Below are 25,599 nucleotides of genomic sequence, written 5' to 3'. Positions count from 1 at the left end.
TTCAGACGGCCTTTGTTTTTTTAAATTATCCACAACTACCCTATCCGTTTAAATGGCGGCAGACAGGCCAATAATTGTTGGCCGTAGCGTTGCGTTTTGACGCGGTTGTCAAGGATGGTCACGCGGCCGTAATCCTGTTCGGTACGGATAAGGCGGCCGACGGCTTGGATCAGTTTGATGCTGGCTTCGGGAACGGTGATTTCGATAAAGGGATTGCCGCCGCGTTGTTCAATCCAACGGTTTTGGGTTTTCTCGATGGGATTGTCCGGCATGGCAAACGGCAGCTTGGCAATAATGACTTGCACGCATGCCGTACCGGGCAGGTCGAGGCCTTCGGCAAAACTGTCGAGGCCGAAAATAATGCTGGCTTTACCTTCGGCAATGGCTTGATGGTGTCTTTGTAAAAGAACGGCCTTGGGCAACTCGCCTTGTACAAGCAGAAGCGGCAAGTATTCGTCAGGCAGTCGCAAGGCGACATCCTGCATTTGCTTGCGCGAGGAAAACAACACTAGCGTGCCGATGGCTTCAACCGGCGAAACCAGCTTCGGCAACCATTCGACAATGGCGGCCGTGTGTGCATCAGGGTCTTTGGGGCTGGCGTGTACGGGCGGAATATACAGCTCGCCTTGCGTATCGAAATTAAACGGGCTTTCCAAAGCAAGCGTGGTGGTTTCGGGCAGCCATAATAGGCCGGTTTGGCGCAAAATCAGGTTGAAGCTGCCGAGCGATTGCAGGGTGGCCGAAGTCAACACCGCGCCTGCCGCGCGCCGCCACAGGCTGTTGGCAAGGTGGGATGCGCTGCTGATGGGGCTGGCGTTAAAAATGTAGTCGTTTTTGTCGTCGGCACGGCGGGTTATCCATTTCGCCAACGGCTCTTCGCCCTCAATGGGAACGGTGGAAAGCAAATCCCAAACCGCACTGATTTGTTCGATACGGGCGATAAAAAGGCCGAACTCGCTGGTCAGGCGGTCGAGGAGTGCACCGTCCTGCTCTTTTTCGCGGCGCGCGGCGGAAAGCGCATCGTTCAAGCCGACAACATGTTTGAGCAGGCTGCGCGCGGCAATGGCCGTATTGGAAACTGTGGTTTCCAGGCCTTCAGGGATTTTGCCGTCTTCCCACAACCAAGTCGGTTCGTTGTGTTTCCGCCTGTCATTTTCAGACGACCCCAGACTTAAAGACGGCTCTTCCGCCAAATGGAACTGCCATTCGTGCAAACTGTCGAGCAAAGATGTGGCAGCTTCGTCGGCAAGGTTGGCAAGTTCGGCTTTATCGGTAAGCGCGGCAATTTTGCCGGTCAGCTGCGGCAGTTTTTCCAGCGTCCAAACGGCAATATTCCATGAATGTTCGGCGGCAAAGCGGCTGAGGGCTTTTTTGGGCAGGTGGTGCGCTTCGTCTATGCAATAGAAACTGTTTTCAGGCGCAGGCAGAATCACGCCGCCGCCCATGCTGATGTCGGCAAGCAGAAGATCGTGGTTGGCAACGACGACATCGACGGTTTCCAAGACATCGCGTGCCAGGTAAAACGGGCATTCCGGACGGTTGGGACAGGCGGATTTTAGGCAGCCGTGGCGGTCGTTGGTCACTTTAAGCCAAATCGTGTCATCGATTTTTTCCGGCCAAGCGTCGCGGTCGCCATTAAAGCGGCGGGCTGAAAATTCATCGGCAATGTCGCGCAGCAGGTTCAATTCTTCCGGCTTGGGTTTGCTGTCCCACAACACTTCCGGCGCTTCAAAGCCAAGCAGGTTTTGCTGGGCGTTGTTTTGCGTCAGTTGATAGAGTTTGTAGGGACAAAGATAACGGCCGCGCCCTTTGGCAAGCGCAAAGGTCAGCTCCAAACCGCTTTTTTCGACCAGAAACGGCAAATCGCGGTCAACCAACTGCTCCTGCAAGGCCACCGTCGCGCTGCTGACGATCAACCGTTTGCCGCGCGTTTGCGCCATGATGCCTCCGGCCAAAAGGTAGGCCAATGATTTACCCACGCCGGTCGGCCCTTCAATCACGGCAATGCTCTCGCCCTCGCGTTTGGGCGCTTCTTCGCCTTCTTCACGCGTCAACGTCCGCGAAAAAGCGTTGGCAATCGCCGCAATCATTTCCCTCTGCGAAGCGCGCGGACGGAAACCGGGCAGGTTTTTGCCGATGTTTTGGTAATGGTCGCGGATGGCGTTTTTTTCTAAATCGGTGAGCATTGAGGCCGTCTGAATGGGTTTGCAAGAATAGCGTATTTTAGCATTTTTACCTTCATGAAGCCTTCGTAAAGTCTTACTCTATTTTAGGGTTTGGCATTTTTATGGCGATGGACGAACCACAAAGGCATAATCGGTTTTAATCAAGCAAAAGGCCGTCTGAAACTTTAGCCGCACTGATGCAGAGGTACCCACAATTTTTGCTTGTCTGATTTGTTTTTCTCGTAGCGGTTCCACGCTTTTTCGTGAAAATAAAAGACGACGGTATTGACGATGGGTTCGACCAAAGCCACCGCGCTGGAAATGCCGATACTGCCGGTCAGAATATAGGCGACACTAAATGCAACGCTGAAATGCAAAATAGCAAATGTAATGGTTTTAATCATTCTGTTTTCCTGATACATTGATGTTCTAATCGCTACATAATAATTATTATCAACTAACGCGTATATTTTAAATCCTTTATCCTGATTTAGATTTTATAAATCTATATTTTATTTTTGATAGAAATTTTATGAACCCGATCCATATTGTCGTCCTCGACCGCGATACCCTCGTCAACCGTCCGTTTGACTTTGATTTTCCGCATACTTTAAGCAGCTATGGTTCGACTGAGGCGCATCAGACCGCCGAGCGCATACAGGGCGCGGACATAATCATTACCAACAAAGTCGTGATTTCTGCCGAACACATCGCCGCCAACCCGCAGCTCAAACTGATTGCGCTAGCCGCGACGGGCGTCAACAATGTTGACCTTGCTGCCGCCAAGCAAGCGGGCGTGAGCGTGTGCAACATCCGCGCTTACGGCAATGAATCCGTGGCGGAACACGCGTTTATGATGATGATTACCCTGATGCGCAACCTGCCTGCCTATCAGCGAGACGTTGCAGCAGGCTTGTGGGAAAACTCGCCGTTTTTCTGCCACCTCGGCGCACCGATGCGCGATTTAAACGGTAAAACACTGGCGATTTTCGGTCGCGGCAATATTGGTAAAACGCTGGCAACTTATGCACAGGCGTTCAAAATGAAGGTCGTGTTCGCCGAACACAAACACGCCGAAACCGTCCGCGACGGCTACGTTTCCTTTGACGAAGCCGTCCGCACTGCCGACGCGCTGTCGCTGCATTGCCCGCTCACGCCGGAAACGGCAAACATGATAGGCGAAGCCGAATTGCAGCAAATGAAACCCGGCGCCATCCTCATCAACTGCGGGCGCGGCGGCTTGGTTGATGAAGCCGCTTTGGTTGCGGCGTTGAAATACGGCCAAATCGGCGGGGCAGGTTTTGACGTGTTAACACAAGAGCCGCCGCGCGACGGCAACCCTCTGCTGAAAGCTCGACTGCCCAACCTCATTGTCACGCCACACATTGCATGGGCAAGCCAAGAGGCCGCCAACCGTCTGTTTGACATCCTTGTGGACAACATCAACCGCTTCGTCGCAGGCAATCCGCAGAATCTGGTTTGATACTGAATATGCGAGAGGCTTGTTGATAATTTTGTGAACAATTTAAAAGGTCGTCTGAAAATTTTCAGACGACCTTTTTGTATATTGATATTTTTCAATAGATTAGGTTTGATTTGATTAAATTGGAGCGGGGTTCGGATTGTGGATAAGTTGTGAGCAATCCGTGGATTTTGTCAAAAACCGATGCTTTCAAACGGCAAAGGTCGTCTGAAACCTGAATCTTGGTTTTCAGACGACCTTTTCGCTGATTCAAACAAATCAAATATCGTAAGTGGTCGATGCGGTATCGCCGCCTTTGCCTGTCCAATTGGTGTGGAAGAACTCGCCGCGCGGTTTGTCAGTGCGCTCGTAGGTGTGCGCGCCGAAGTAGTCGCGTTGGGCTTGCAGCAAGTTGGCGGGCAGGCGTTCGGTGGTGTAGCCGTCAAGGAAGGTAATCGCAGAAGCCATGCAGGGCATGGGGATGCCGCATTCGATGGCTTTGGCGACCACTTTGCGCCATGCGGGCAGGCAGTTTTCCAATACGCCTTTGAAATAGGGGTCGGAACCCAAGAACACTAAATCGGGATTGGCTTCGTATGCGTCGCGGATGTTGCCCAAGAACGCGCTGCGGATGATGCAGCCTTCGCGCCACAGAAGGGCGGTGTTGCCGTAATTCAATGCCCAATCGTTGTTTTCGCTGGCTTCGCGGATGAGCATGAAGCCTTGTGCGTAGGAGATGATTTTGGATGCCAACAGGGCTTGGCGCAGGGCTTCGACCCATGCGGCTTTGTCGCCTTCGACGGGGCTGATGGTTTTGCCGAACAAGCTGCCGGTTTGAACGCGTTGGTCTTTGAACGCGGACACGCAGCGGGCGAACACGGCTTCGGAAATGAGCGTCAACGGGATGCCCAAATCGAGGGCGTTGATGCCGGTCCATTTGCCTGTGCCTTTTTGTCCGGCGGTATCGAGGATTTTTTCGACCAAAGGTTCGCCGTTTTCGTCTTTGTAGCCCAAAATCGCGGCGGTGATTTCAATCAGGTAGGAATCCAGTTCGGTTTTGTTCCACTCGTTGAAGATTTGGTGCATTTCATCATAAGACAGGCCCAAACCATCTTTCATAAATTGGTACGCTTCGCAAATCAACTGCATATCGCCGTATTCGATGCCGTTGTGCACCATTTTGACGAAATGGCCTGCGCCGTCTCGGCCAACCCAGTCGCAGCAGGGTTCGCCTTGCGGGGTTTTGGCGGCAATGGCTTGGAAGATGGGTTTGACGGCGGGCCATGCGGCTTCGTCGCCGCCGGGCATGATGGACGGACCGTGACGCGCACCTTCTTCGCCGCCGGAAACGCCCGCGCCGATGAAGCGGATGCCTTTTGCGGCCAGCTCGTGTGTACGGCGGGTGGAATCAGGATAGTTGGCATTGCCGCCGTCAATAATGATGTCGCCTTCGTCCAAAAGCGGAACGAGTTGCTCGATAAAATCGTCAACAACAGAACCAGCGCGCACCATCATCATGATTTTGCGTGGTTTTTCTAATTTATCCACTAAATCTTGCAATGAATAGGCACCGATAATGTTGGTGCCTTTGGCTGCGCCGTTGAGAAAATCGTCTACTTTAACAGTGGTCCGGTTGTACGCCACGACTTTGAAACCGCGATCGTTCATATTCAAAATCAAGTTTTGACCCATAACGGCCAAGCCGATGACGCCGATATCGCCTTTCATTGATGGAAGCTCCATTATTAATTTAATTTATCAGCCGTAACTCTATCTGATTTACAGAAGTTTAACAATCCTTAACTATCTAATTTTTTGAAAAGATGCCTTTACGTTGCGGGCGTTGGCTGCGCGATGGGAAAACAAACTATAAATAAGATTTTAAATAATAAATAGATGATTATATTGAGTTGCGCTTTTTCTTATGTATAACTTTGATTCCTTTTTCAGTTCAATCAGTTGAATGCTAATTTTGGATGCGGATAAACCGCTGTTTGCCTTGTTGGCAGATGTGGATAATTTTGACATTCGGTTTGGCTCTGTGCATAACTTTCCGGCTATACACACAGCCTGCCGGTTTTATACCGAGCCCGAACGGAACTGTATGACGAGATAAACAGTCCAATCGTTTTTCATGTTTCAGACGACCTTTTGTACTTTTCAACAGCAGGTCGTCTGAAAAATAGCTAACTAAAAGGGAGCAGATATGAAATTTTCCTTTGGATTAAACCTGTTGGCAGTTTTGGTTTTGGCGGCGTGCGCGCACAAGCCTATGCAGAAACCTGATGCCGCGCCTGTGCCGATGGCTGTGGATAACCATGCGCCGGAACAAGGGACGGGGCTGACCGAGCAGAAATTGATCCGCGCCAAACATTATATGGCGGCGTCTGCCAATCCGTTGGCGACCGAGGCGGGATACGAGATTTTGAAACGCGGCGGCAGCGCGATAGATGCGATGATCGCCATGCAGACAACTTTGGGACTGGTTGAGCCGCAGTCTTCCGGATTGGGTGGCGGCGCGTTTTTGGTGTATTGGGGCAATAAGGCGAAAAAGCTGACGACGTTTGATGCCCGAGAAACGGCGCCGAAAGCGGCAACGCCGGAACTTTTCTTGGATGAAAACGGCAAACCGATGGGCTTTATAAAAGCAGTGGTCGGCGGCCGTTCGGTCGGTGTGCCGGGGATTCCGAAGCTGCTGGAAGATGTCCACAAGCGTTACGGCAAATTGCCGTGGGCAAGCCTGTTTGAAAAACCGATTACTTTGGCGGAACAAGGTTTTGCCGTTTCTCCGCGTATGGCGAAATCCATCGAGCAAAATTTGGAACCCTTGCAACGTTATCCGCAAACCGCCGCCTATTTCCTGCCTGACGGCAAGCCTTTGGCAGCGGGAACGGTGTTGAAAAACCCTGAATTTGCGCGTTCCGTACGCCTGTTGGCGGAAAAAGGCAGCATGCCGTTTTATCAGGGTGCGCAGGCGCAGAATATTGTCCGTGCCGTTACCGGCGCTGTGGATAACCCCGGCAAAATCAGTTTGTCAGATTTGAAAAACTACCGCGTTATCGAGCGTCAACCGGTTTGCGCACCTTATCGTGAATACGAAGTTTGCGGCATGGGCGCGCCAAGTTCGGGGGCGATTGCTTTGGGCGAGATTTTGGGCGTCTTGCAAAATCAGGATATGAAGGCGTTGGGATCGGAAAATATCCACAGTTGGCGCTGGATAGGCGATGCGTCGCGAATTGCGTTTGCCGACCGAGATCATTACATTGGCGATCCCGCGTTTGTCAACGTCCCGACCCGTGCCTTGATTTCTCAGGCTTACCTGAAACCGCGTGCCGAAGAAATCCGCCAAGCCGACAAGGCGTTGGAAAACATTCAGGCAGGCAAGTTTGGCAAGAAATACGCGCAGGGTATGGCGGTAGAGCTGCCGTCCACCAGCCATTTGGTGGTGGTGGATAAAGACGGCAACGTTGTATCGATGACGACTTCGATTGAAAACGCGTTCGGCTCGGGGCTGATGGCAAACGGCTATCTGCTCAACAATGAATTGACCGATTTCGCTTTCAACCCTGTCGGCGCGGACGGTAAAACCGTTGCCAACAGCGTGGCGGGTGGCAAACGGCCGCGTTCTTCGATGGCCCGACCATTGTGATGAAAGACGGAAAACCTTATATGGCGGTCGGTTCGCCGGGCGGCAGCCGCATTATCGGTTTCGTTGCTAAAACGCTGGTAGCGCATATCGACTGGGGTATGGACATTCAAACGGCAATTTCACTGCCGAATATGCTCAATCGCGGCAGCCAGTATGAAATCGAGGAAAAAACCGCTGCGGCGGACAAAGCGGCAGCCTTGGAAAAACTAGGCTATAAAGTCCAAATCCGCGATTTGAATTCCGGCGTACAAGGCATTGTGATCGGCAAAGACGGTTTGCTCGGCGGTGCCGACCCGCGCCGCGAAGGCAAAGTCATGGGCGATTGATATTGTCGGTTTGACATGCAAAGGCCGTCTGAAACCTAGTTGTTCAGACGGCCTTTTAGTTTGGGAAAATATATGGATAAGATGTGTATAAGAATAATGTTAAATTTTAATATTTTTATTTTTCAATAAGATAAAAGATATGAATATGTGGATAATTACTTATGGAAAACAACATGATTTAGGCCGTCTGAAAGGTTCAGACGGCCTTTTTATTGGACTGTTTTGTCTATTTTCTATCAGGCTGCCGGCAGCTCGTGAAAAGCACTAGGCAAGTCTTCATCATCGGCAAACTCAACCCATTCGTAAGCGCTTTCATCTGCCAAAACGGCACGCAACAGCGCATTATTGATGGCATGTCCTGATTTGTAACCTTCAAATGCGCCGATAATAGGATGGCCGACAATGTACAAATCGCCAATTGCATCCAGGATTTTGTGGCGGACAAATTCATCGGGATAGCGCAAACCTTCCGGATTCAAAACATCCATGTCGTCAATCACGATGGCGTTGTTCAAATTACCGCCCAGTCCGAGATTGTGGGCGCGCATCATTTCTACTTCGTGCATAAAGCCGAAGGTACGGGCGCGGGCAATCTCATCGATATAGGATTTTCCTGCAAAATCAATCTCGAAAGTAGGTGCGCTGCGGTTGAATACGGGATGATCAAATTCGATGGTTAAAGTAACTTTAAAGCCGTCATAAGGCGTAAAGCGCACCCATTTTCCGGTTTCTTTGATTTCAATGGGTTTGAGGATTTTTAAAAACCGTTTTTGGGCTTTTTGATCGATAACGCCCGCATCTTGCAAAAGATAAATAAACGGTAGGCTCGAGCCGTCCATAATCGGAATTTCAGGCGCGTTCAATTCAATCAAGGCATTGTCGATGCCGTAGGCAGACAGAGCCGACATAATGTGTTCAATCGTGCCGATGCGCACGCCTTTATCGGTAACGATGGTTGAAGAGAGGCGGGTATCGTTAATCAAATAAGGATTTAATTTGATTACTTCGCCCATTTCTCCACTTAAATCAGTACGGCGGAACGAAATACCGCTGTTTTCTTCGGCAGGATGCAAAGTCAGAGCGACCCTTTCGCCCGAATGCAGACCGACGCCGGTAACGCTTACTGATTTGGCTAAAGTCCGTTGCAGCATAATTGCTTCCTTTTAAAAAGTCTGATGGGCAAATGATACGTTAAAAAGGAAAAAACAAGCCATCATTTTTAATAGTATTTGCCAATATGGATGTTTTGCAGGGGTGAAATTCAAAATTTTAATTATCCACAATAGCATGTGAAATTGAAGTGGGTAATTTGGGTTTTATCCACAGAAAAATAGAAAAACTAAGATTCTATCCTTTTTTATTCTGGCATTCAGTTGAGGTTGGCCTCAAAGATAAAAAGTAATTATCGAATTGGTTTTAAAGAAAGTTATTCCGTTATCCACAGATAGTTTGGTTCTTCATCAAAATCATCATTTTAAAAATTAAAATATTATGATTTGAAGAAAACACTGAATTATCAACACAAAATCGGCAAAATATGGAAAAATAGAACTAAGTTTATGATTTTCATAAACTTATGAAACTTTTAAGATTTGAAAACGGTTTTTATGAAATAAAATATCAAAATATAGGACTAATCCGATTTGTCTGATATTTTCCTACAAGCAAGAATTTCATGTTTTCTTTATTTAAATCAAACAACTTAAAAGTAATCATTTGTAATCCTAGAAAGTAATTTTATTTCAGGATACAATGGCCTTACTGAAAAATTTTTCCCATTCCATCTAATAGGAGTAGCAAAATGAGTATTAAAGTAGCGATTAATGGTTTTGGCCGTATCGGTCGTCTGGCATTGCGTCAAATTGAAAAAGCCCAAGGTATCGAAGTCGTTGCTGTTAACGACTTGACTCCTGCCGATATGCTGCTGCACCTCTTTAAATACGACAGTACTCAAGGCCGCTTTGAAGGCTCTGCCGAATTGAAAGATGATGCGATTGTTGTTAACGGCAAAGAAATCAAAGTATTTGCCAATCCTAATCCTGAAGAATTGCCTTGGGGCGAGCTGGGTGTGGACGTTGTCCTCGAATGTACCGGTTTCTTTACCAGTAAAACCAAAGCTGAAGCCCATATCCGTGCCGGTGCGCGCAAAGTTGTGATTTCTGCTCCTGGCGGCAATGATGTAAAAACCGTTGTGTACGGCGTAAACCAAGATATTTTGGACGGCAGCGAAACCGTTATTTCAGCCGCTTCTTGTACGACTAACTGTTTGGCCCCTATGGCTGCGGTATTGCAAAAAGAGTTCGGTATTGTTGAAGGCCTGATGACCACTATCCATGCTTATACCGGCGACCAAAACACCCTTGACGCGCCGCACCGCAAAGGCGACTTCCGCCGCGCCCGTGCCGCTGCCTTGAATATCGTACCGAACAGCACTGGTGCCGCAAAAGCCATCGGCTTGGTCATTCCTGAATTGAACGGCAAACTTGATGGTTCTGCCCAACGCGTTCCTGTTGCTACCGGCTCTTTGACCGAACTGGTTTCTATTCTCGAACGCCCTGTTACCAAAGAAGAAATCAATGCAGCTATGAAAGCCGCCGCTAGCGAGTCTTACGGCTACACTGAAGATCAAATCGTTTCTTCCGACGTTATTGGTATTGAATACGGCTCACTTTTCGATGCAACTCAAACCCGCGTGATGACAGTTGGCGACAAACAATTGGTGAAAACTGTTGCTTGGTACGACAATGAAATGTCTTACACTTGCCAATTGGTTCGTACCTTGGAATTCTTTGCCAGCAAAATCTAAAAAATAACGGGCTGAATCAATCAGTCTGTGGATAATTAAAAGGCCGTCTGAACATTTCAGACGGCCTTTTGTGTGTAGAGAGATTTAATTTGCAATCAGATTGTGGATAGTTTAATCACTGTGGCACATTTGTTTTCTATCCTAAACTGCACTTCATAATCCGCAATATTCATCACATAAATTCGTTCAGGAATATCTTGATAGGCAGGGCGAGGATCTTGGGCAATACTTTGCTCAATGAGATGTTTTTCTTCTGTGGATAAATGTTCCGCAAGCGTACTTTCTGCCCAGACTACGTTCAATTCTTCAGGTTTGCCGCTGACAAAACCTGATGATGCGTCAGGTTTGGATTCGATAAAGGGGATGTAGGGTTTGATATCCACTACCGGAGTACCGTCCAATAGGTCTGCACCGCTGCAATAGATGCGGACAGGTTTGCCTGTTTCGATGCGTTCGAGTTTCAGCAGGGATAAACCGAGATGATTGGGGCGGTGCGGGCTGCGCGTAGCAAATACGCCCATTTTTTGTTTGCCTCCGAGCCGTGGCGGACGCACCATTTGCGCCCAACCTTCATCCAATACGCCGTGGAAAATAAAACTTATCCACACATAGTCGAAATCTTCCAAGCCCCGAACGCTGTCTGCGGTAAATTCAGGAGTGAGTTCAATGCAAATTTCTGCCGCAGGAACCAAACCGGGTTGGCGGGCAATGCCGAATTTTTGTTTGTAGGGGGAATGAACGGTTGCAATAGGCGTAATCGAATAGGACATAATTTGTGGATAAATATTCTGTGCAAACTTTCATCATATCACAGATGTTTTCCCACATTTTGCGGTAGTAATTTGTTATAATGCAAAGCATTTATTCCAAATGTCGGTACATTGGTAATAAATGTTCAATTTAAATAATATAAAATAAAATCAATAGGTTAAATTAATTCATGATTGTTTCTATCGATGTAGATGCACAAAAAACGTTTACGCCTTTGTGCCCGAAAGAATTGCCTGTTGCCGAAGGTCATCTGATTGCGGATGAACTTAATGCCCAAGCTGCATTGGCGGATTTACGCGTGATGACGAAAGATGCGCATCATGCCGCGGCAAAATGGCTTGTGGATAATCCTGTTGATATGTTGAAACCGACGGGTTTACCCGATGCGGATTTGACTTGGGTGTCGCATGCGATGGTTGGAACATATGGCTATGAATTGTTGGATGGCCTGCCTTCAGCCAAAGAATACGATTATTGCGTTTGGAAAGGCGTCGATCCTGAGTTACACCCCTACGGCGCATGTTTTCACGATATTGAAGAAAAGCTCAGTACAGGTTTGATCGAATGGTTGCGCTGTCAAAATACAGATACAGTCATTGTCGGCGGTTTGGCAACGGATTATTGTGTGAAGACAACGGTTTTACAGTTGCTTAAAGGCGGGGCTTGGAAAGTCATCGTTAATCAGGCTGCTTGCCGCGGCATTGCTCCGGAAACGGTTAAATCTGCATGGCAGGAAATGCATTCTGCCGGAGCTATTATTTTAGAAAACGCCGAAGAAATAAAGAAATATATTAATAATCAATAGATTATATTTAAAATTCTATTGTTTCACGTGAAACATTTTCCAAAATATGAAGATTTTACTTGTCCGCTTGTCCAGTATGGGCGATTTAATTCATACGTTGCCCGCAGTTGAAGATTTGGCGCGACAATGTCCTGAGGTAGAGCTCCATTGGCTGTGTGAGGCAGGGTTTGCAGATATTGCCCGCTTGCATCCTTTTGTCAAAAAAGTTCATGTAATGAAATGGCGGCAATGGCGCAAACACCTTTTTCAGGCTGAAACGTGGTGTGAAATAGGCCGTCTGAAAACAGATTTACAGGCTGAATCTTTTGATTTTGTTTTAGATAGCCAAGGACTGATTAAAAGCGCATGCTTTGCCAAAATGGCGAAATCCCCTATTTACGGCTTGGATAAACACAGCGCGCGTGAAAGTTTGGCTGCCCTTGCATACAGTAAAACGTTTGCCGTACCGAAAGGCAAAAATGCGGTTTGGCGAAACCGTGAATTATTCGCCCGAGTATTTGGTTATACAATGCCTGAAACGCAGGTATTTGGTTTGTTGGTTCCTGAATCAGGCCGTCTGAAAAATTTGCAATTCCCTTATTACGTTGCTTTGCATGCAACCAGTCGCGACAGTAAATTATGGCCGGTAGAACACTGGCGTGCATTATTGAAAAAGTTGAATGAAGAACAACAATGCAATGTGTATCTGCCGTGGGGAAATGAAACCGAAAAAATGCGTGCCGAACAGATTTCAAGCGATTTACCGTTTGCTTCGGTTTGCGACAAAATGAATTTATTACAGGCTGCATTTTTATTGAAAAACGCAGAGGGTATTATTGGCGTAGATACTGGACTGTTGCATCTTGCCAATGCGTTGGAAAAGCCTGTTGTAGGAATTTATACAGATACAGATCCGGCCAAGACCGGCGTTCAAGTTTCGACTTATGCAAAAAATTTAGGCGGTATTGCTCAAATTCCCAATGTTGACGAGGTTTATCAAACCTTGATGGATTGTGTTGCAGTATATGATAAATAATTGCTGGGGAGTTGGATTTATTTTCTGAGTAAATGCTTTAGAAATGATATAATTCCGCTCTATTTGCCAAGATTTATATAAATTTGGTTTTATCATGTTGGTGAAAACCGAATTGGATTTTATATAAAGAATGTATCAAAAGCAGTATGCTTGATTTGATGGACATTCTTTTTAGGAGAATTGAATGAAAGCACTGGTCGCAGTAAAGCGCGTAGTGGACTACAACGTCAAAGTTCGTGTGAAAACCGATGGTTCCGATGTGGACATCGGTAATGTCAAAATGTCGATGAACCCGTTTGATGAAATCGCGGTAGAAGAAGCTGTCCGTTTGAAAGAAGCCGGAAAAGTAAGCGAGATTGTTGCTGTTTCTCTTGGCGAGAAAAAATGCGAAGAGACGTTGCGTACTGCTTTGGCGATGGGTGCCGACCGTGCGGTTCATGTTGAGACTGATGCAAAGTTGGAGCCTTTGGTCGTTGCAAAATTGCTGAAAGCTGTTGCGGATAAAGAAAATCCGCAAATTTTACTGCTGGGTAAACAGGCAATTGACGATGACGCCAACCAAGTTGCCCAAATGCTGGCTGCGTTGTTGAATGCGGCTCAAGGTACTTTTGCATCAAAAGTGCAAATTGAAGGCGAAGAAGCATTGGTAACCCGTGAAATTGACGGCGGTGAAGAGACTGTTGCGTTGAAACTGCCTGCGGTCATCAGTGCAGATTTGCGTTTGAACGAACCACGCTTTGTCAAACTTCCTAATATCATGGCGGCAAAGAAAAAGCCTTTGGAAAAATTAAGTCCTGCCGATTTGGCTGTGGATATTTCTCCGCGTTTGAATACAGTGAAATTTGCCGAGCCTAAAGCACGTCAAGCCGGTGTGAAAGTGGCTGATGTTGCCGAGTTGGTTGAAAAGCTGAAAAACGAAGCCAAAGTGATCTAAGGAGTATGAAATGAGCGTATTGATTATTGTGGAACATAATAACCAACATTTGAATCCTGCTACTTTGCATGCGGTAACGGCTGCCGCCAAATTGGGTAATGTAGATTTATTGGTTGCCGGCAGCAATGCTGCTGCGGTGGTTGAAGAGGCAAAAAAAGTTGCAGGCGTAGCGAAAGTTTTAGTAGCCGATGCGCCCTATTACGCCGAAGGTTTGGCAGAAGAATTAGCGCCTTTGGTTGTTAAACTGGCTGCGGATTACCGCTATGTGGCTGCAACTGCAACTGCATTTGGCAAAAATCTTCTGCCCCGAGTAGCTGCCCTGTTGGATGTGCCACAAGTTTCGGATTTAACCGAAGTTGTGGATAACTCGACATTTGTCCGTCCGATTTATGCCGGTAATGCATTTGAAACCATTCAATCCAATTCTGAAAAACTGGTGCTGACTTTCCGTGCAACCGCATTTGATGCTGCCGGACAAGGCGGTAATGCAGAAGTGGTCAATGTTGAGGCAACGCCTGTTCAAAACCTGAGCCGTTTTGTAAACCGTCAACTTTCCCAGTCTGACCGCCCTGAATTGACTCAGGCAAAAGTGATTGTTTCCGGTGGCCGTGCATTGGGCAGTGCTGAAAAATTCAATGAAGTGTTGATTCCATTGGCGGATGCTTTGGGTGCTGCGATTGGTGCTTCACGTGCGGCAGTGGATGCCGAGTATGCGCCAAACGATGCCCAAGTCGGACAAACCGGTAAAGTGGTTGCGCCGCAACTATACTTCGCTATCGGTATTTCCGGAGCCATCCAGCACGTTGCCGGTATGCAGGACAGTAAAGTGATTGTTGCCATTAACAAAGATGCCGATGCTCCGATTTTCAATGTGGCAGATTACGGCTTGGTTGGTGATTTGTTTGAAGTTGTACCTCAACTGACTGAAGCACTGAAAAACTAATGTTTCACGTGAAACGTTCAGACGACCTTTGTTATATAAGGCCGTCTGAAAATATTTTGGCATGATTACGACCTATAAAACCATTACCAATCCGACACAGGCTGAATTTAAAGATAAAGGCAGCCGCTTCATCGCATACGCCTATCCGATACGAACGTTGGCCGATGTGAAGAAGTATCTCGATCCATTAAAGGAAGAGCATCACAAGGCAAGACATTGGTGCTACGCCTATCGACTGGGTGTGGATGGAATGCAGTTTCGCGCAAATGATGATGGGGAGCCGTCCGGGAGCGCAGGCCGCCCTATTTTGGGGCAGATTGATTCTGTCGGCGTAACGGATGTGTTGGTTGTGGTTGTGCGCTATTTTGGCGGTACGCTATTGGGTGTTCCCGGTCTGATTCATGCTTATAAGGAATCAACAGCTCAGGCATTGGCGATAGCTGAAGTTGTTGAAAAGAATGTTGAGAAGACAGTTTGGTTGAAGTGTGAATATCCTGTTTTGAATGAGGCTATACGGATTGCCAAACAATATCAGGCCGATATTGTGGAACAGGATTTGCAGCTGGATTGTAAGTTGACAGTGAAAATAGCATTGGCTGATTATGAAGCTTGTATTGCTGCTTGGAAAAATACGCGCCAAATTGAAGTAGATACTGATAAGCCGTTTGAATAAAAGGTCGTCTGAACATATTTGAGAAATCAAAAGTTTCAGACGGCCTTTGATGTTTTAGCCTTGGTATCTGTCTAAAGCATTTACGCTTGAGCGCAGATGTTCCCAAGCCAGTTGATGAAATTCCCCCAGTGCGTTCCATAGGGCATCTTCGCTCATAATGCTGTATTCGCCCTGTGTGCGTAAATCAACATCTGCCCCTTCTTCAATGGCCTGATGGCATGCTTGGTATTCGTTGGTATAGAAGTCATCCATGTCTTGCATGAGGCTTGCAGCATGTTTCCAGCGGGCGATATCTGCTTCCAGTTGCGGCAGTAATTCGCACCATTCGCGGTATTTGCTTTGAATTTCGTCAATACGTTTTTGCATGATTTTCCTTTCGTTGTTTGAAATTAGAGTATGGTTGTCTTGGTGCGATATTATTCTTAATTTGAAACAGCTAGGCAAGATGGAACAATATTCCATCGATTGAATTTTATTTACAACATCTATTCTTCAAGGAGATGGTATGAAATTGCTCGTTATTGGTAATGGTGGACGTGAACACGCACTGGCTTGGAAATTGGCGCAGTCGTCTAAAGTAGAAACTGTCTTTGTTGCACCTGGTAATGCCGGAACGGCAATTGAGCCTAAACTGCAGAATGTAGCGTTGACGGCGCATCAAGATTTGATTGATTTTTGCCGTAATGAAAATATTGCCTTTACCGTAGTCGGCCCTGAAGCTCCTTTGGCGGCGGGCGTGGTGAATGACTTCCGTGCTGCTGGATTGAAGATTTTTGGCCCGACTCAATACGCGGCTCAGCTGGAGAGTTCAAAAGATTTTGCTAAAGCATTTATGGCAAAATATAAGATTCCAACCGCACAATACCAAACCTTTGAAAATGCCGATGCGGCACATGATTACGTTAACCAAAAAGGTGCACCGATTGTTATTAAGGCGGATGGTTTGGCTGCCGGTAAAGGTGTGATTGTCGCCATGACTTTGGATGAAGCCCATGCCGCTATCGACGATATGTTGTTGGGCAACAAAATGGGTAATGCAGGCGCGCGTGTTGTGATTGAAGATTTCCTGCAAGGCGAGGAAGCGAGCTTTATCGTTATGGTGGACGGTAATCATGTTTTGCCGATGGCAACCAGTCAAGACCATAAACGCCTGCTGGATGATGACAAAGGCCCTAATACCGGCGGTATGGGCGCATACAGCCCTGCTCCGGTGGTGACGCCTGATGTGTACGAGCGCGCGATGAATGAAATTATTTTGCCGACTGTGGCCGGTATGAAAGCAGAAGGTCATGAATTTACCGGCTTTTTATACGCGGGCTTGATGATTGATAAAACCGGTGCACCTTATACCATCGAATTTAACTGCCGTTTCGGTGACCCCGAAACCCAGCCGATTATGAGCCGTTTGGATAGTGATTTGGTGGATTTGGTTGAGGCGGCAATCGATGGCAAACTGGATAGTGTTGCTGCCGAATGGAATCCGCAGACTGCAGTAGGCGTGGTGTTGGCTGCACAAAATTATCCTGACTCTCCGAAAAAAGGCGATGTGATCTTCGGCTTGGATAAAGCCAATCAAATCGGTAAAGTTTTCCATGCCGGTACTGCAACGAATGAAAAAGGCGAAGTTGTAACCAACGGCGGCCGTGTATTGTGTGTCGTCGGTTTGGGCGATGATGTTGCCCAAGCTAAAAGCAAGGCTTATGAGGCATTGGAAACAATCCGTTTTGACGGTATGCAATACCGTAAAGACATTGCCGATAAAGCCATCAACCATTAATAATGAATAGAAATAGGCCGTCTGAACACAGATTGTCTGACAATCGCAGTTTCAGACGGCCTTGGTATATGATGATGTTCCCCAGAATTTTATCGGCTGCAGCCCAACGTAGGCTGCAGGCGCATCTTAAAAAAGGCGGTTTGGTCGCCTATCCTACCGAGTCTTGCTATGGCTTGGGCTGTATCCCTACTTTGCCCAAAGCGCTCAATCAACTGATTCATCTGAAAAAACGACCGCAACATAAAGGCATGATTGTCATTGGACATAGCTTGGAACAGTTGCAACCTTTGCTGCAAAGGCCGTCTGAAAATATCCAAACCATGCTGCATGAAGCATGGCCGGCTCCAAAAACTTTTTTATTGCCGGTCGGCAAAAAAGTATTGCCCTCATTGCGGGGAAAAAGACGTAGTAAATTAGCTGTCAGGGTTCCTGCGCACGCAGGTGCAAGACGTTTGTGTCAGGTTTTGGAAATGCCTTTAGTCTCTACTTCATGCAATCGCGCAGGAAAACGGGCGTGCAAAACGGAAAGGGAAGTCAGAAGACAGTTTGGCAGGAAAGTCTGGGTTGTAGGCGGATTGATAGGTAAGCAGAAAACGCCTAGCCAGATTATTGACGGAGAAACAGGGGCAAGGCTGCGTTAAAGAAGAATTGTATTTTCAAAGGAAAGGTATTTATTTGGAGAAGCAAATTTTTTCTAAAAGATTGGAATACCTGTGTGAAAAGCATTTAGTGCAGATTCAGTTTGATGCATAGCAGTCTAGAGGATAAAGCAGTATTTTGTGAAAGAATGCAGCAAACTTTGAGCGTAAATGAATCGCTGTAATAAATTATTTTTGAATAAACAAATTTTGTGGATAAATTTGAAGATAAATTTCCATCAAAACATAAAAAGGCCGTCTGAAACTTGATATTCAAAGCATTCAGACGGCCTTTTAAATATTTAAACTGTGGATAACTTTGTGAATAAGTGTGGATTAAAGCTTATGTCCGCACACAGTTTCGTATTGTTTTTCAGTAATCGTGCCGCTCATGACGCTCATTGGGCGGATGCTGGTCGGCGTATATCTTTGGTTGGAAATCACCCGGCCGTGTTCGTCCATCAGTTGCAGCGCTGCCAGGCGATAGGTTTTGTTCGAGCAATGAATTTCCCAGTTGCCGATGGCTGTTTTATAGGCCGGTGTGTTGACGAAACGTTCCTCTTTCAGTTTGGAAACGGTTTTTTTATCGCGGAAAGTAACCAGTGCACCATTTCTTTTAATGCTGCTCCTATCAATGGCCACTTTGATATTGCCTTCAGAGATGGTACCGATATTGGTCCAGCTGCCGCCGCCGCTCGATGTGGTGGTTGTTTCACAGGCGCTCAACATCAAAGCCGCAAATACGGTTGCAGCTAGGGAAAAACGTTTGATATTCATAAAACCTCATTATTTACAGAAAGTCAGCCGATATTATCCGTGAAGATGGCATATATCGTAAATCGATTTTGCAAAGTTGAACCTCTGAAAAGAATTTTATGAAAAATACGCTGAAAAGGCCGTCTGAAACCTGTCTTTCAGACGGCCTTGGAGTGTAAAATCATGTATAATTGCAAACAATTTGGTTTTCATCCCATAGGAAGATCCGACATGATTAACCCTATCGCTGCACTTTCCCCATTAGATGGCCGCTACGCCAAATCCGTTGAAGCATTGCGTCCGATTTTTTCCGAATACGGCCTGATGCGTGCGCGTGTCAAAGTTGAATTAAACTGGCTCAAAGCCCTTGCCGCCGAGCCTAAGATTGTAGAAGTTCCTGCTTTCAGCGATTTTACGCTTGCCGAAATCGACAAAGTGATCGAAAATTTCTCGCTTGAAGATGCCGCCGCCGTCAAAGCCATTGAGGCGACCACCAATCACGACGTTAAAGCCATCGAATATTGGCTTAAAGAACGCTTCTCCGGCGTGCCTGAAGTGGCTGCTGCCAGCGAGTTCATCCACTTTGCCTGCACCAGCGAAGACATCAACAACCTGTCCCACGCTTTAATGCTGCAAGAAGCGCGTGAGGTTGTTTTGCTGCCGAAACTGGCTGAAATCATCGAAAAACTGACCGGCATGGCGCATGAGTTGGCTGCCGTCCCTATGATGAGCCGCACGCATGGCCAGCCTGCTACACCAAGCACACTGGGTAAAGAAATCGCCAATGTCGTGTACCGCCTGCAACGTCAGTTTAAAAACCTGCAAGCGCAAGAGTTCCTCGGCAAAATTAATGGCGCAGTCGGCAATTACAATGCCCATATGGTCGCTTATCCCGATGTGGATTGGGAAACCCATTGCCGCAACTTCGTTGAAATCAGCCTCGGCCTGACCTTCAACCCCTACACTATTCAAATCGAGCCGCACGACTATATGGCGGAATTCTTCCAAGCCATCAGCCGTGTCAACACGATTCTGATCGACTTTAACCGTGATGTTTGGGGCTATATTTCTTTGGGTTACTTCAAACAAAAAGTCAAAGCAGGCGAAGTCGGTTCTTCCACCATGCCGCACAAAGTCAATCCGATCGACTTTGAAAACTCCGAAGGCAACCTCGGTATGGCCAATGCCGTATTGGGCTTTTTGTCTGAAAAACTGCCGATTTCCCGTTGGCAGCGCGACCTGACCGACAGCACCGTATTGCGCAATATGGGCGTAGGCGTGGGCTATACCGTATTGGGCTTTGCCGCCCATCTGCGCGGTCTGAACAAGCTTGAGCCGAATCCTGCCGCCCTTGCTGCCGATTTGGACGCTACTTGGGAGCTGCTGGCCGAGCCGATTCAAACCGTAATGCGTCGTTACGGCGTGGCCAATCCTTACGAGAAGCTGAAAGACCTGACACGCGGTAAAGACGGCATTACGCCTGAAGTGTTGAAACTCTTTATCGAATCGTTAGAAATTCCGGCAGAAGCCAAAGCCAAATTGCTTGAGCTGACCCCTGCGTTGTATGTGGGCAAAGCCGAAGAGTTGGCAAAACGAATTTGATTTATAAAAAAGCCATTTGAAGATTCAAATGGCTTTTTTTGAATTAAATATATAGTATGAAAATAATGAAGAAAGTTTTAAATGTCTAAATATTTTCTAAGTAAGGAAAATTTGATTGTATGGTTACCAATCGGCTTGTTAGTCAGCATATTACATTTCCATGGAAAAATTCCTTTTAAAAATATATTTGATACTTTCATGGGTTTGACTCCAATATATGTATTATTGGCATATCTTCATTTTCTTAGGTTTTTACAATTATGTAATTTTCCGTATCTTGTTTCTATTCAAATAGAGGCAAGAATTATTGATATTTTAAATAGCATTGTCTCTTTTCTAATTGGATTCTCGATATGTACAAGTTTTTTTATACCCTTTTGGAAAGATAGTTCTAAAGGATATCTCTTTCTTTTATGTTTTAATATTGCGGTTCTAGTGTTTACGATGCTTCCTATATGCTTGAATTTGTGGGGAGAAATTAGAGATAAAAAAATTAAATATATTTTGATATCAGTAATGTATTTAATACTTTCTATCGCATCATTTTATGACATGACTAAATAAATTATAAATTTAAGGCCGTCTGAAATCTTTTTCAGACGGCCTTTTTCGATTCAAACCGTTATTTCACTTTGTCTTTCAATGCGCCGTAGCCGGCTGCGTCCATTTCTTCCAAAGGAATGAATTTCAAACTTGCGCCGTTGATGCAATAGCGCAGGCCGCCTTTGTCTTTGGGGCCGTCGGGGAAGACGTGTCCCAAGTGCGAATCGGCGGCATGGCTGCGCACTTCGGTGCGGCGCATGTTGTAGCTGAAATCGTCGTGTTCGGTAACGGCGGCGGCGTTAATCGGGCGGGTGAAGCTCGGCCAGCCGCAGCCGGAATCGAATTTGTCGGCGGAACTGAACAGGGGTTCGCCGCTGACGACGTCCACATAAATGCCGGGTTTGAACAGATGGTCGTATTCGTGGCTGAAGGCGTATTCGGTTGCGCTTTTTTGGGTCACTTGGTATTGCTCTTCGGTCAGAATGCGTTTGAGTTCGGCATCACTGGGTTTTTTATACGTTGCCGCGTCGAAGCCTTTGCCTTGCGGGGCGGCTTTGCTTTTGCCCGGCAGCGGTTCGTCGGCTTTGCGGATGTCGATGTGGCAGTAGCCGTTGGGGTTTTTAATCAGGTAGTCCTGATGGTATTCCTCGGCGTCGTAGAAGTTTTGCAGCGGCTCGTTTTCGACGACGAGGGGCTGTTGGTATTTTTGCTGCTCACGTTTGAGGGCGGCGGCGATGACGGCTTTTTCGGCAGGGTCGGTGTAGTACACGCCGCTGCGGTATTGCGTGCCGATGTCGTTGCCTTGTTTGTTAAGGCTGGTCGGGTCAACGACGCGGAAATAGTATTGCAGGATGTCGTCGAGGCTGAGTTTGTCGGCATCGTAGGTGACTTTGACGGTTTCGGCATGGCCTGTATCGCGGTAGGACACGTCTTCGTAGCTTGGGTTTTCCGTTTTGCCGTTGGCGTAGCCGGATACTGCGTCAACCACGCCGTCTATGCGTTGGAAATAGGCTTCCAAGCCCCAAAAGCAGCCGCCGGCAAGGTAGATGGTGCGCGTATTCATGATCGCTGAATCCTTTTTCTGTGTGTCGGGTTTGTAGAACGAATTTTTCAGACGGCCTAAATCGGCATTCGGGTCGCGGATTAAAGCCAATGCCTGCGCTTCGTTGATACTGCCTTTGACGATGCGCTGCACGTCGCCGTCTTTGCCGATTAATGCCCACGAAGGGTAAACGCTGATATTCAGGCTTTGGGCGATGGTGCCGCCGTTGTCGGTAACGACGGGCAGCTTAGGATAGTTTAAACCGGCATACCATTTTTGAAAGTCGCCGTCTTTTTTCTCGTGCAGAAAACCGGGCGAGGCAACGGTAATCAGGTTGGCAGAACCGAATTTTGTATCTTGCGCCCATTTTTCGGTTTGTCCCAATTCGGACAAACACAAAGGACACCAACTTGCCCAAAATTTAATCAGGGTGGGTTTGTCTTTTTTCAGAAAAACACTGGCAGGGCGGTTGTCAGGGGTTTTCAACGAGGACAATGCCTGCGGTATGGTTGCGGCTTCGGTATCCATCATTTTGGATGAGCAGGCGCCAAGCGCAAGCAGGCAGCCGAACTTGGTGCAAAGTGAAAATAATGTGCGGGGATTCATCTCTATGTTTCCTGTGTGGATGGTTTGTTTCGTTAGACGTTGGAAATGCCAAAACCTGACAACCTTGATTTTCAGACGACCTTGCCACGTAAAATACGCTACAATACTCCTTATTTCAAGTTTCTAAAATTAAAAGGAAAATTTAATGTTCAGCTTCTTCCGTCGCAAGAAAAAACAGGAAACTCCGGCTCCTGAGGAGGCTCAAGTTCAGGAAACCGCAGCAAAAGTAGAATCTGAAGTTGCTCAAGTAGTTGAAAATATTAAAGAAGATGCCGAATCTTTAGCAGAAAGCGTCAAAGGGCATGTTGAATCAGTTGTCGAATCGGCTGTTGAAACTGTCAGCGAAACCGTCGAACAGGTTCGGGAAGCTTTAACCGAAATGCCGTCTGAAACAGTTGAGAAAGTAGAAGAACACGTTGAAGCGGCAAAAGAAGCGGCCGTTGAAACCGTCAGCGAGGCTCTTGAACAGGTAAAAGAAACCGTTGCCGAGATGCCGTCTGAAGTAGCCGAGGCTGTTGAGGAAGCAGCAGAACAGGCTGAAGCGGCAAAAGAAGCGGCTGTTGAAACCGTCAGCGAGGCTGTTGAACAGGTTCAAGAAATCGTTGCCGAGATGCCGTCTGAAGTGGCCGAGGCTGCTGAGGAAGCAGCAGAACAAGCCGAAGCGGTCAAAGAAGAAGTTGTTGAAGCAGTTAGCGAAGCTGTCGAGCAATTTCAAGAAGCCGTTGGGGAAACACCGGCTGAAGCCCCTGCTCCGGTAGAAGAACACAAGCTCAGTTGGGCTGCGCGTTTGAAACAAGGCTTGACCAAATCACGCGACAAAATGGCAAAATCGTTGGCCGGCGTGTTCGGCGGCGGACAGATTGACGAGGATTTGTACGAAGAGCTAGAAACCGTGCTGATTACCAGCGATATGGGCATGGAAGCCACCGAATACTTGATGAAAGACGTGCGCGACCGTGTCAGCCTCAAAGGCCTCAAAGACGGCAACGAATTGCGCGGCGCGCTGAAAGATGCGCTGTACGACTTGATTAAGCCTTTGGAAAAACCTCTGGTCTTGCCGGAAACTAAGGAGCCTTTCGTGATTATGCTTGCCGGTATCAACGGCGCAGGCAAAACCACATCTATCGGCAAATTGGCCAAATACTTCCAAGCGCAGGGAAAATCTGTGTTGTTGGCGGCAGGCGATACTTTCCGTGCTGCCGCGCGTGAGCAGCTTCAAGCTTGGGGCGAGCGCAACAATGTGACCGTAATTTCGCAAACTACGGGCGATTCCGCAGCCGTTTGTTTTGATGCCGTCCAAGCCGCGAAAGCGCGCGGAATCGACATCGTGCTGGCCGATACTGCCGGCCGTCTGCCGACGCAGCTTCATTTGATGGAAGAAATCAAAAAAGTGAAGCGCGTGTTGCAAAAAGCCATGCCTGATGCGCCACATGAAATCATCGTCGTACTTGATGCCAACATCGGTCAAAACGCCGTCAACCAAGTGAAAGCCTTTGACGAAGCGTTGGGTCTGACCGGCCTTATCGTCACCAAACTCGACGGTACGGCCAAAGGCGGTATCCTTGCCGCCCTTGCCTCCGACCGCCCTGTTCCTGTCCGCTACATCGGCGTAGGCGAAGGCATCGACGATTTGCGTCCGTTTAATGCCAAAGCGTTTGTAGATGCCCTATTGGATTAAACAGACAGGCTGAGGCTTTGTGAACGCAGTTTGCGGGGGGTTTCTGAGCCGTATTTTGCAAAGATCTCGCCTTGCAAGAAGCGGGCGTGGAAATCATAGCGCAAGAGTAGCGGAAAATAACGGAAGGCCGTCTGAAAACCCTATTTCAGCTTTTCAGACGGCCTTTCTTTGAGTCTTACGGCTCGTCTGAATCAAACAGGTCTCGGCACGCATACAGCAGTCCGCCCGCCAATACGGCCAAGCCCACCGCCATCCAATACGCATCGGCATAGCCGACCGCCTTTGCCAGCCGTAGGGCGGCGAAACCGGCCGCGTAACTGCCGAGCAGAACCACGGAGAATTGCAGGCTGCTGTCGAGTGCGGCGGTGGCGCGGTCGGATTTGTCCATCACCAACGCCAGTATCACCGGCAGCAGCAGCGTGTAGCTCAGGCTCAGGGCGATGATTTGCGCGGGCGGCAGCCAAGGGTGGACGCGGGCAAGCGCGTCGATGGCGGTCATGGACACCAAAAGCGGCAGTTGCAGCGCGTAGAGCAGGAACACGAGTTTGCGGCGCGGATAATTGCGCGAAAACCAGCCCGACAGCGGCGTAACAATCAGGCAGGCAACGGGAATCCCCACCGCCAGAATCCCGCCCGTCTGTTTCGGGGAGAAGCCCAAATCCGCCAGCTTGGGCACAAAAGTCGCAGCCGCAAACGCATACGGCGCGGCAACGGCAAACAGCAAAACCAGCCACCGCCAGCCCGTTTCAGGCTGTCGCCAAAAGGAGACCAGCCGCGCCGCCAACGCCGTCAAACCGCCTTGCGCCGTCGGGCTGTCCGGCTCGCGGTAGCACAAGAGTTGCAGTAGCATCAGCAGGGTGAACGCCAGCATAAAGCCCGCCGCCGCCGTCTGCCCGTATTCCTGATACAGCCACAATACCAGTGCGCCGCCGATCATCTTGCCGCCGCGCGCCGCCATCGTCTGAATCACGCCGCCGAAACCGCGTTCGCGGTGCGGCAGGACGATGCACGACAAGCCCAGCATCGCGCAGCCGTACACCGCCGACATGGCCGAGAGCAAAACGCAGCAGGTCAAAAGCAGCGGGAAATTCCGTGTCATGTCGGTGCAGGCCATCAGCCCGAACACCGCCGAAAGCCCCAGCGTCGCCGCCAGCAGCCAGCCGCGAAACCGCCCGAACCGCCCCGCCGGCCGCCGCTCCATCAGCGCGGCAAACAACACCTTCGCCGCTTCGATACCGCCGATTAAATGTATCCAGCTCAGTTGGTTCAGGCTGTAACCGTGGTTTTTCAAAATAGCGACCAGCGCGACCAGATAAAAACTGGTCAGCGTGAATTTGTAGGTACTGCCGCCGATAAGCAGCAGCCAGTCGCGCAGGGCGGGGGATGCGGGGGGTTGCGACATGGGTTG

General features: G+C 48.2%; 20 protein-coding genes and 1 pseudogene. 12 read left to right on the top strand and 9 right to left on the bottom strand.

Translation table 11 applies throughout. From position 1 onward, the window contains the following. Window positions 1–35: 35 nt before the first annotated feature. Together dinG and ACTHTA_RS08265 are read right to left on the bottom strand one after the other, a co-directional pair. Window positions 36–2,186, bottom strand: a complete 2,151-nt coding sequence (gene dinG, locus ACTHTA_RS08270) for an ATP-dependent DNA helicase DinG (RefSeq protein ID WP_313971279.1) — start codon at window positions 2,184–2,186, stop codon at window positions 36–38. 164 nt (window positions 2,187–2,350) lie between these two features. Next, on the bottom strand, window positions 2,351–2,569 hold the full coding sequence (locus ACTHTA_RS08265) for a DUF2061 domain-containing protein (RefSeq protein WP_154953779.1): 219 nt from the start codon (window positions 2,567–2,569) through the stop codon (window positions 2,351–2,353). Window positions 2,570–2,697: 128 nt separating this feature from the next. Between ACTHTA_RS08265 and ACTHTA_RS08260 the strand changes: the two genes are divergently transcribed. Further along, window positions 2,698–3,648, top strand: a complete 951-nt coding sequence (locus tag ACTHTA_RS08260) for a D-2-hydroxyacid dehydrogenase (RefSeq protein WP_308888030.1) — start codon at window positions 2,698–2,700, stop codon at window positions 3,646–3,648. Between the two features lie 258 nt (window positions 3,649–3,906). Here the strand turns inward: ACTHTA_RS08260 and gnd are convergent, their stop codons facing one another. Beyond that, window positions 3,907–5,355 (bottom strand): decarboxylating NADP(+)-dependent phosphogluconate dehydrogenase, encoded by a 1,449-nt coding sequence (gene gnd / locus ACTHTA_RS08255; RefSeq protein WP_308888031.1) that lies wholly within the window; start codon window positions 5,353–5,355, stop codon window positions 3,907–3,909. Between the two features lie 478 nt (window positions 5,356–5,833). On the opposite strand from gnd, the pseudogene ggt reads away from it, so the two are divergent. Beyond that, window positions 5,834–7,602: pseudogene (ggt, locus tag ACTHTA_RS08250) on the top strand (gamma-glutamyltransferase). 236 nt (window positions 7,603–7,838) lie between these two features. Here the strand turns inward: ggt and lpxC are convergent. Further along, the gene (gene lpxC, locus ACTHTA_RS08245) at window positions 7,839–8,753 is read right to left on the bottom strand and encodes a UDP-3-O-acyl-N-acetylglucosamine deacetylase (RefSeq protein WP_308888032.1); all 915 of its coding nucleotides are present in this window, start codon (window positions 8,751–8,753) and stop codon (window positions 7,839–7,841) included. Window positions 8,754–9,403: 650 nt separating this feature from the next. Between lpxC and gap the strand changes: the two genes are divergently transcribed. Beyond that, the gene (gap, locus tag ACTHTA_RS08240; RefSeq protein ID WP_003682356.1) at window positions 9,404–10,408 is read left to right on the top strand and encodes a type I glyceraldehyde-3-phosphate dehydrogenase; all 1,005 of its coding nucleotides are present in this window, start codon (window positions 9,404–9,406) and stop codon (window positions 10,406–10,408) included. Window positions 10,409–10,503: 95 nt separating this feature from the next. Here gap and tsaA read toward each other — a convergent pair whose 3' ends face one another. Next, a complete protein-coding gene (gene tsaA / locus ACTHTA_RS08235; protein WP_308888034.1) occupies window positions 10,504–11,178 on the bottom strand; it encodes a tRNA (N6-threonylcarbamoyladenosine(37)-N6)-methyltransferase TrmO in 675 nt (224 codons plus the stop codon). A 170-nt stretch (window positions 11,179–11,348) separates the two neighbouring features. Between tsaA and ACTHTA_RS08230 the strand changes: the two genes are divergently transcribed. From ACTHTA_RS08230 to ACTHTA_RS08210, 5 genes are all read left to right on the top strand, one after another. Further along, window positions 11,349–11,984, top strand: coding sequence for a nicotinamidase (locus ACTHTA_RS08230; RefSeq protein ID WP_308888035.1), 636 nt, complete (start codon window positions 11,349–11,351; stop codon window positions 11,982–11,984). A 46-nt stretch (window positions 11,985–12,030) separates the two neighbouring features. Beyond that, complete coding sequence (gene waaC, locus ACTHTA_RS08225) at window positions 12,031–12,999, top strand: lipopolysaccharide heptosyltransferase I (RefSeq protein ID WP_308888036.1); 969 nt, start codon at window positions 12,031–12,033, stop codon at window positions 12,997–12,999. Window positions 13,000–13,183: 184 nt separating this feature from the next. Next, window positions 13,184–13,933, top strand: coding sequence for an electron transfer flavoprotein subunit beta/FixA family protein (locus ACTHTA_RS08220; RefSeq protein ID WP_308888038.1), 750 nt, complete (start codon window positions 13,184–13,186; stop codon window positions 13,931–13,933). A gap of 10 nt (window positions 13,934–13,943) precedes the next feature. Beyond that, entirely contained in the window at window positions 13,944–14,876 is a 933-nt protein-coding gene (locus ACTHTA_RS08215; RefSeq protein ID WP_308888039.1) for an electron transfer flavoprotein subunit alpha/FixB family protein, read from the top strand. Between the two features lie 61 nt (window positions 14,877–14,937). Next, the gene (locus ACTHTA_RS08210) at window positions 14,938–15,549 is read left to right on the top strand and encodes an IMPACT family protein (RefSeq protein ID WP_308888040.1); all 612 of its coding nucleotides are present in this window, start codon (window positions 14,938–14,940) and stop codon (window positions 15,547–15,549) included. Window positions 15,550–15,603: 54 nt separating this feature from the next. On the opposite strand, the gene ACTHTA_RS08205 is transcribed toward ACTHTA_RS08210, so the two are convergent. Next, window positions 15,604–15,915: a DUF4298 domain-containing protein gene (locus ACTHTA_RS08205; RefSeq protein ID WP_003747758.1), complete on the bottom strand. Its 312-nt coding sequence runs from the start codon at window positions 15,913–15,915 to the stop codon at window positions 15,604–15,606. A gap of 139 nt (window positions 15,916–16,054) precedes the next feature. Between ACTHTA_RS08205 and purD the strand changes: the two genes are divergently transcribed. Both purD and ACTHTA_RS08195 read left to right on the top strand, forming a co-directional pair. After that, on the top strand, window positions 16,055–17,326 hold the full coding sequence (gene purD / locus ACTHTA_RS08200; RefSeq protein WP_440375757.1) for a phosphoribosylamine--glycine ligase: 1,272 nt from the start codon (window positions 16,055–16,057) through the stop codon (window positions 17,324–17,326). A gap of 71 nt (window positions 17,327–17,397) precedes the next feature. After that, window positions 17,398–17,967, top strand: coding sequence for an L-threonylcarbamoyladenylate synthase (locus tag ACTHTA_RS08195; RefSeq protein WP_314590675.1), 570 nt, complete (start codon window positions 17,398–17,400; stop codon window positions 17,965–17,967). A gap of 333 nt (window positions 17,968–18,300) precedes the next feature. Here the strand turns inward: ACTHTA_RS08195 and ACTHTA_RS08190 are convergent, their stop codons facing one another. Continuing rightward, a complete protein-coding gene (locus ACTHTA_RS08190) occupies window positions 18,301–18,741 on the bottom strand; it encodes a surface-adhesin E family protein (protein WP_440364635.1) in 441 nt (146 codons plus the stop codon). A gap of 210 nt (window positions 18,742–18,951) precedes the next feature. On the opposite strand from ACTHTA_RS08190, the gene purB reads away from it, so the two are divergent. Next, window positions 18,952–20,322: an adenylosuccinate lyase gene (gene purB, locus ACTHTA_RS08185; protein WP_070749732.1), complete on the top strand. Its 1,371-nt coding sequence runs from the start codon at window positions 18,952–18,954 to the stop codon at window positions 20,320–20,322. 622 nt (window positions 20,323–20,944) lie between these two features. Here the strand turns inward: purB and msrAB are convergent. Next, on the bottom strand, window positions 20,945–22,513 hold the full coding sequence (msrAB, locus tag ACTHTA_RS08180) for a bifunctional peptide-methionine (S)-S-oxide reductase MsrA/peptide-methionine (R)-S-oxide reductase MsrB (RefSeq protein WP_308888046.1): 1,569 nt from the start codon (window positions 22,511–22,513) through the stop codon (window positions 20,945–20,947). Between the two features lie 145 nt (window positions 22,514–22,658). Here msrAB and ftsY point away from each other — a divergent pair, with 145 nt between their 5' ends. After that, window positions 22,659–24,191 carry a signal recognition particle-docking protein FtsY gene (gene ftsY / locus ACTHTA_RS08175; RefSeq protein WP_308888048.1) on the top strand — a complete coding sequence of 511 codons (1,533 nt, stop codon included), beginning with the start codon at window positions 22,659–22,661 and terminating at the stop codon, window positions 24,189–24,191. Between the two features lie 175 nt (window positions 24,192–24,366). On the opposite strand, the gene ACTHTA_RS08170 is transcribed toward ftsY, so the two are convergent. Continuing rightward, the gene (locus ACTHTA_RS08170) at window positions 24,367–25,593 is read right to left on the bottom strand and encodes an MFS transporter (protein WP_308888534.1); all 1,227 of its coding nucleotides are present in this window, start codon (window positions 25,591–25,593) and stop codon (window positions 24,367–24,369) included. Window positions 25,594–25,599: the final 6 nt, after the last annotated feature.

It is taken from the genome of Neisseria sp. P0013.S005 (assembly GCF_051958425.1).
GTDB classification, from domain to species: domain Bacteria; phylum Pseudomonadota; class Gammaproteobacteria; order Burkholderiales; family Neisseriaceae; genus Neisseria; species Neisseria subflava.
The sequence above is the reverse complement of the archived record's forward strand: the minus strand, read 5'-3'. Positions and strand labels throughout refer to the sequence as shown.

What these genes read in the sequence shown, in the direction of transcription:
- ACTHTA_RS08230 (WP_308888035.1), top strand. Translation starts at nt 11,349, where the DNA reads ATGATTGTTTCTATCGATGTAGATGCACAAAAAACGTTTACGCCTTTG.
- purD (WP_440375757.1), top strand. Translation starts at nt 16,055, where the DNA reads ATGAAATTGCTCGTTATTGGTAATGGTGGACGTGAACACGCACTGGCT.
- tsaA (WP_308888034.1), bottom strand. Translation starts at nt 11,178, where the DNA reads ATGTCCTATTCGATTACGCCTATTGCAACCGTTCATTCCCCCTACAAA.
- ACTHTA_RS08170 (WP_308888534.1), bottom strand. Translation starts at nt 25,593, where the DNA reads ATGTCGCAACCCCCCGCATCCCCCGCCCTGCGCGACTGGCTGCTGCTT.
- ACTHTA_RS08220 (WP_308888038.1), top strand. Translation starts at nt 13,184, where the DNA reads ATGAAAGCACTGGTCGCAGTAAAGCGCGTAGTGGACTACAACGTCAAA.
- purB (WP_070749732.1), top strand. Translation starts at nt 18,952, where the DNA reads ATGATTAACCCTATCGCTGCACTTTCCCCATTAGATGGCCGCTACGCC.
- ACTHTA_RS08215 (WP_308888039.1), top strand. Translation starts at nt 13,944, where the DNA reads ATGAGCGTATTGATTATTGTGGAACATAATAACCAACATTTGAATCCT.
- ftsY (WP_308888048.1), top strand. Translation starts at nt 22,659, where the DNA reads ATGTTCAGCTTCTTCCGTCGCAAGAAAAAACAGGAAACTCCGGCTCCT.
- ACTHTA_RS08260 (WP_308888030.1), top strand. Translation starts at nt 2,698, where the DNA reads ATGAACCCGATCCATATTGTCGTCCTCGACCGCGATACCCTCGTCAAC.
- ACTHTA_RS08190 (WP_440364635.1), bottom strand. Translation starts at nt 18,741, where the DNA reads ATGAATATCAAACGTTTTTCCCTAGCTGCAACCGTATTTGCGGCTTTG.
- ACTHTA_RS08210 (WP_308888040.1), top strand. Translation starts at nt 14,938, where the DNA reads ATGATTACGACCTATAAAACCATTACCAATCCGACACAGGCTGAATTT.
- ACTHTA_RS08205 (WP_003747758.1), bottom strand. Translation starts at nt 15,915, where the DNA reads ATGCAAAAACGTATTGACGAAATTCAAAGCAAATACCGCGAATGGTGC.
- ACTHTA_RS08195 (WP_314590675.1), top strand. Translation starts at nt 17,398, where the DNA reads ATGATGTTCCCCAGAATTTTATCGGCTGCAGCCCAACGTAGGCTGCAG.
- lpxC (WP_308888032.1), bottom strand. Translation starts at nt 8,753, where the DNA reads ATGCTGCAACGGACTTTAGCCAAATCAGTAAGCGTTACCGGCGTCGGT.
- ACTHTA_RS08265 (WP_154953779.1), bottom strand. Translation starts at nt 2,569, where the DNA reads ATGATTAAAACCATTACATTTGCTATTTTGCATTTCAGCGTTGCATTT.
- msrAB (WP_308888046.1), bottom strand. Translation starts at nt 22,513, where the DNA reads ATGAATCCCCGCACATTATTTTCACTTTGCACCAAGTTCGGCTGCCTG.
- dinG (WP_313971279.1), bottom strand. Translation starts at nt 2,186, where the DNA reads ATGCTCACCGATTTAGAAAAAAACGCCATCCGCGACCATTACCAAAAC.
- gap (WP_003682356.1), top strand. Translation starts at nt 9,404, where the DNA reads ATGAGTATTAAAGTAGCGATTAATGGTTTTGGCCGTATCGGTCGTCTG.
- waaC (WP_308888036.1), top strand. Translation starts at nt 12,031, where the DNA reads ATGAAGATTTTACTTGTCCGCTTGTCCAGTATGGGCGATTTAATTCAT.
- gnd (WP_308888031.1), bottom strand. Translation starts at nt 5,355, where the DNA reads ATGAAAGGCGATATCGGCGTCATCGGCTTGGCCGTTATGGGTCAAAAC.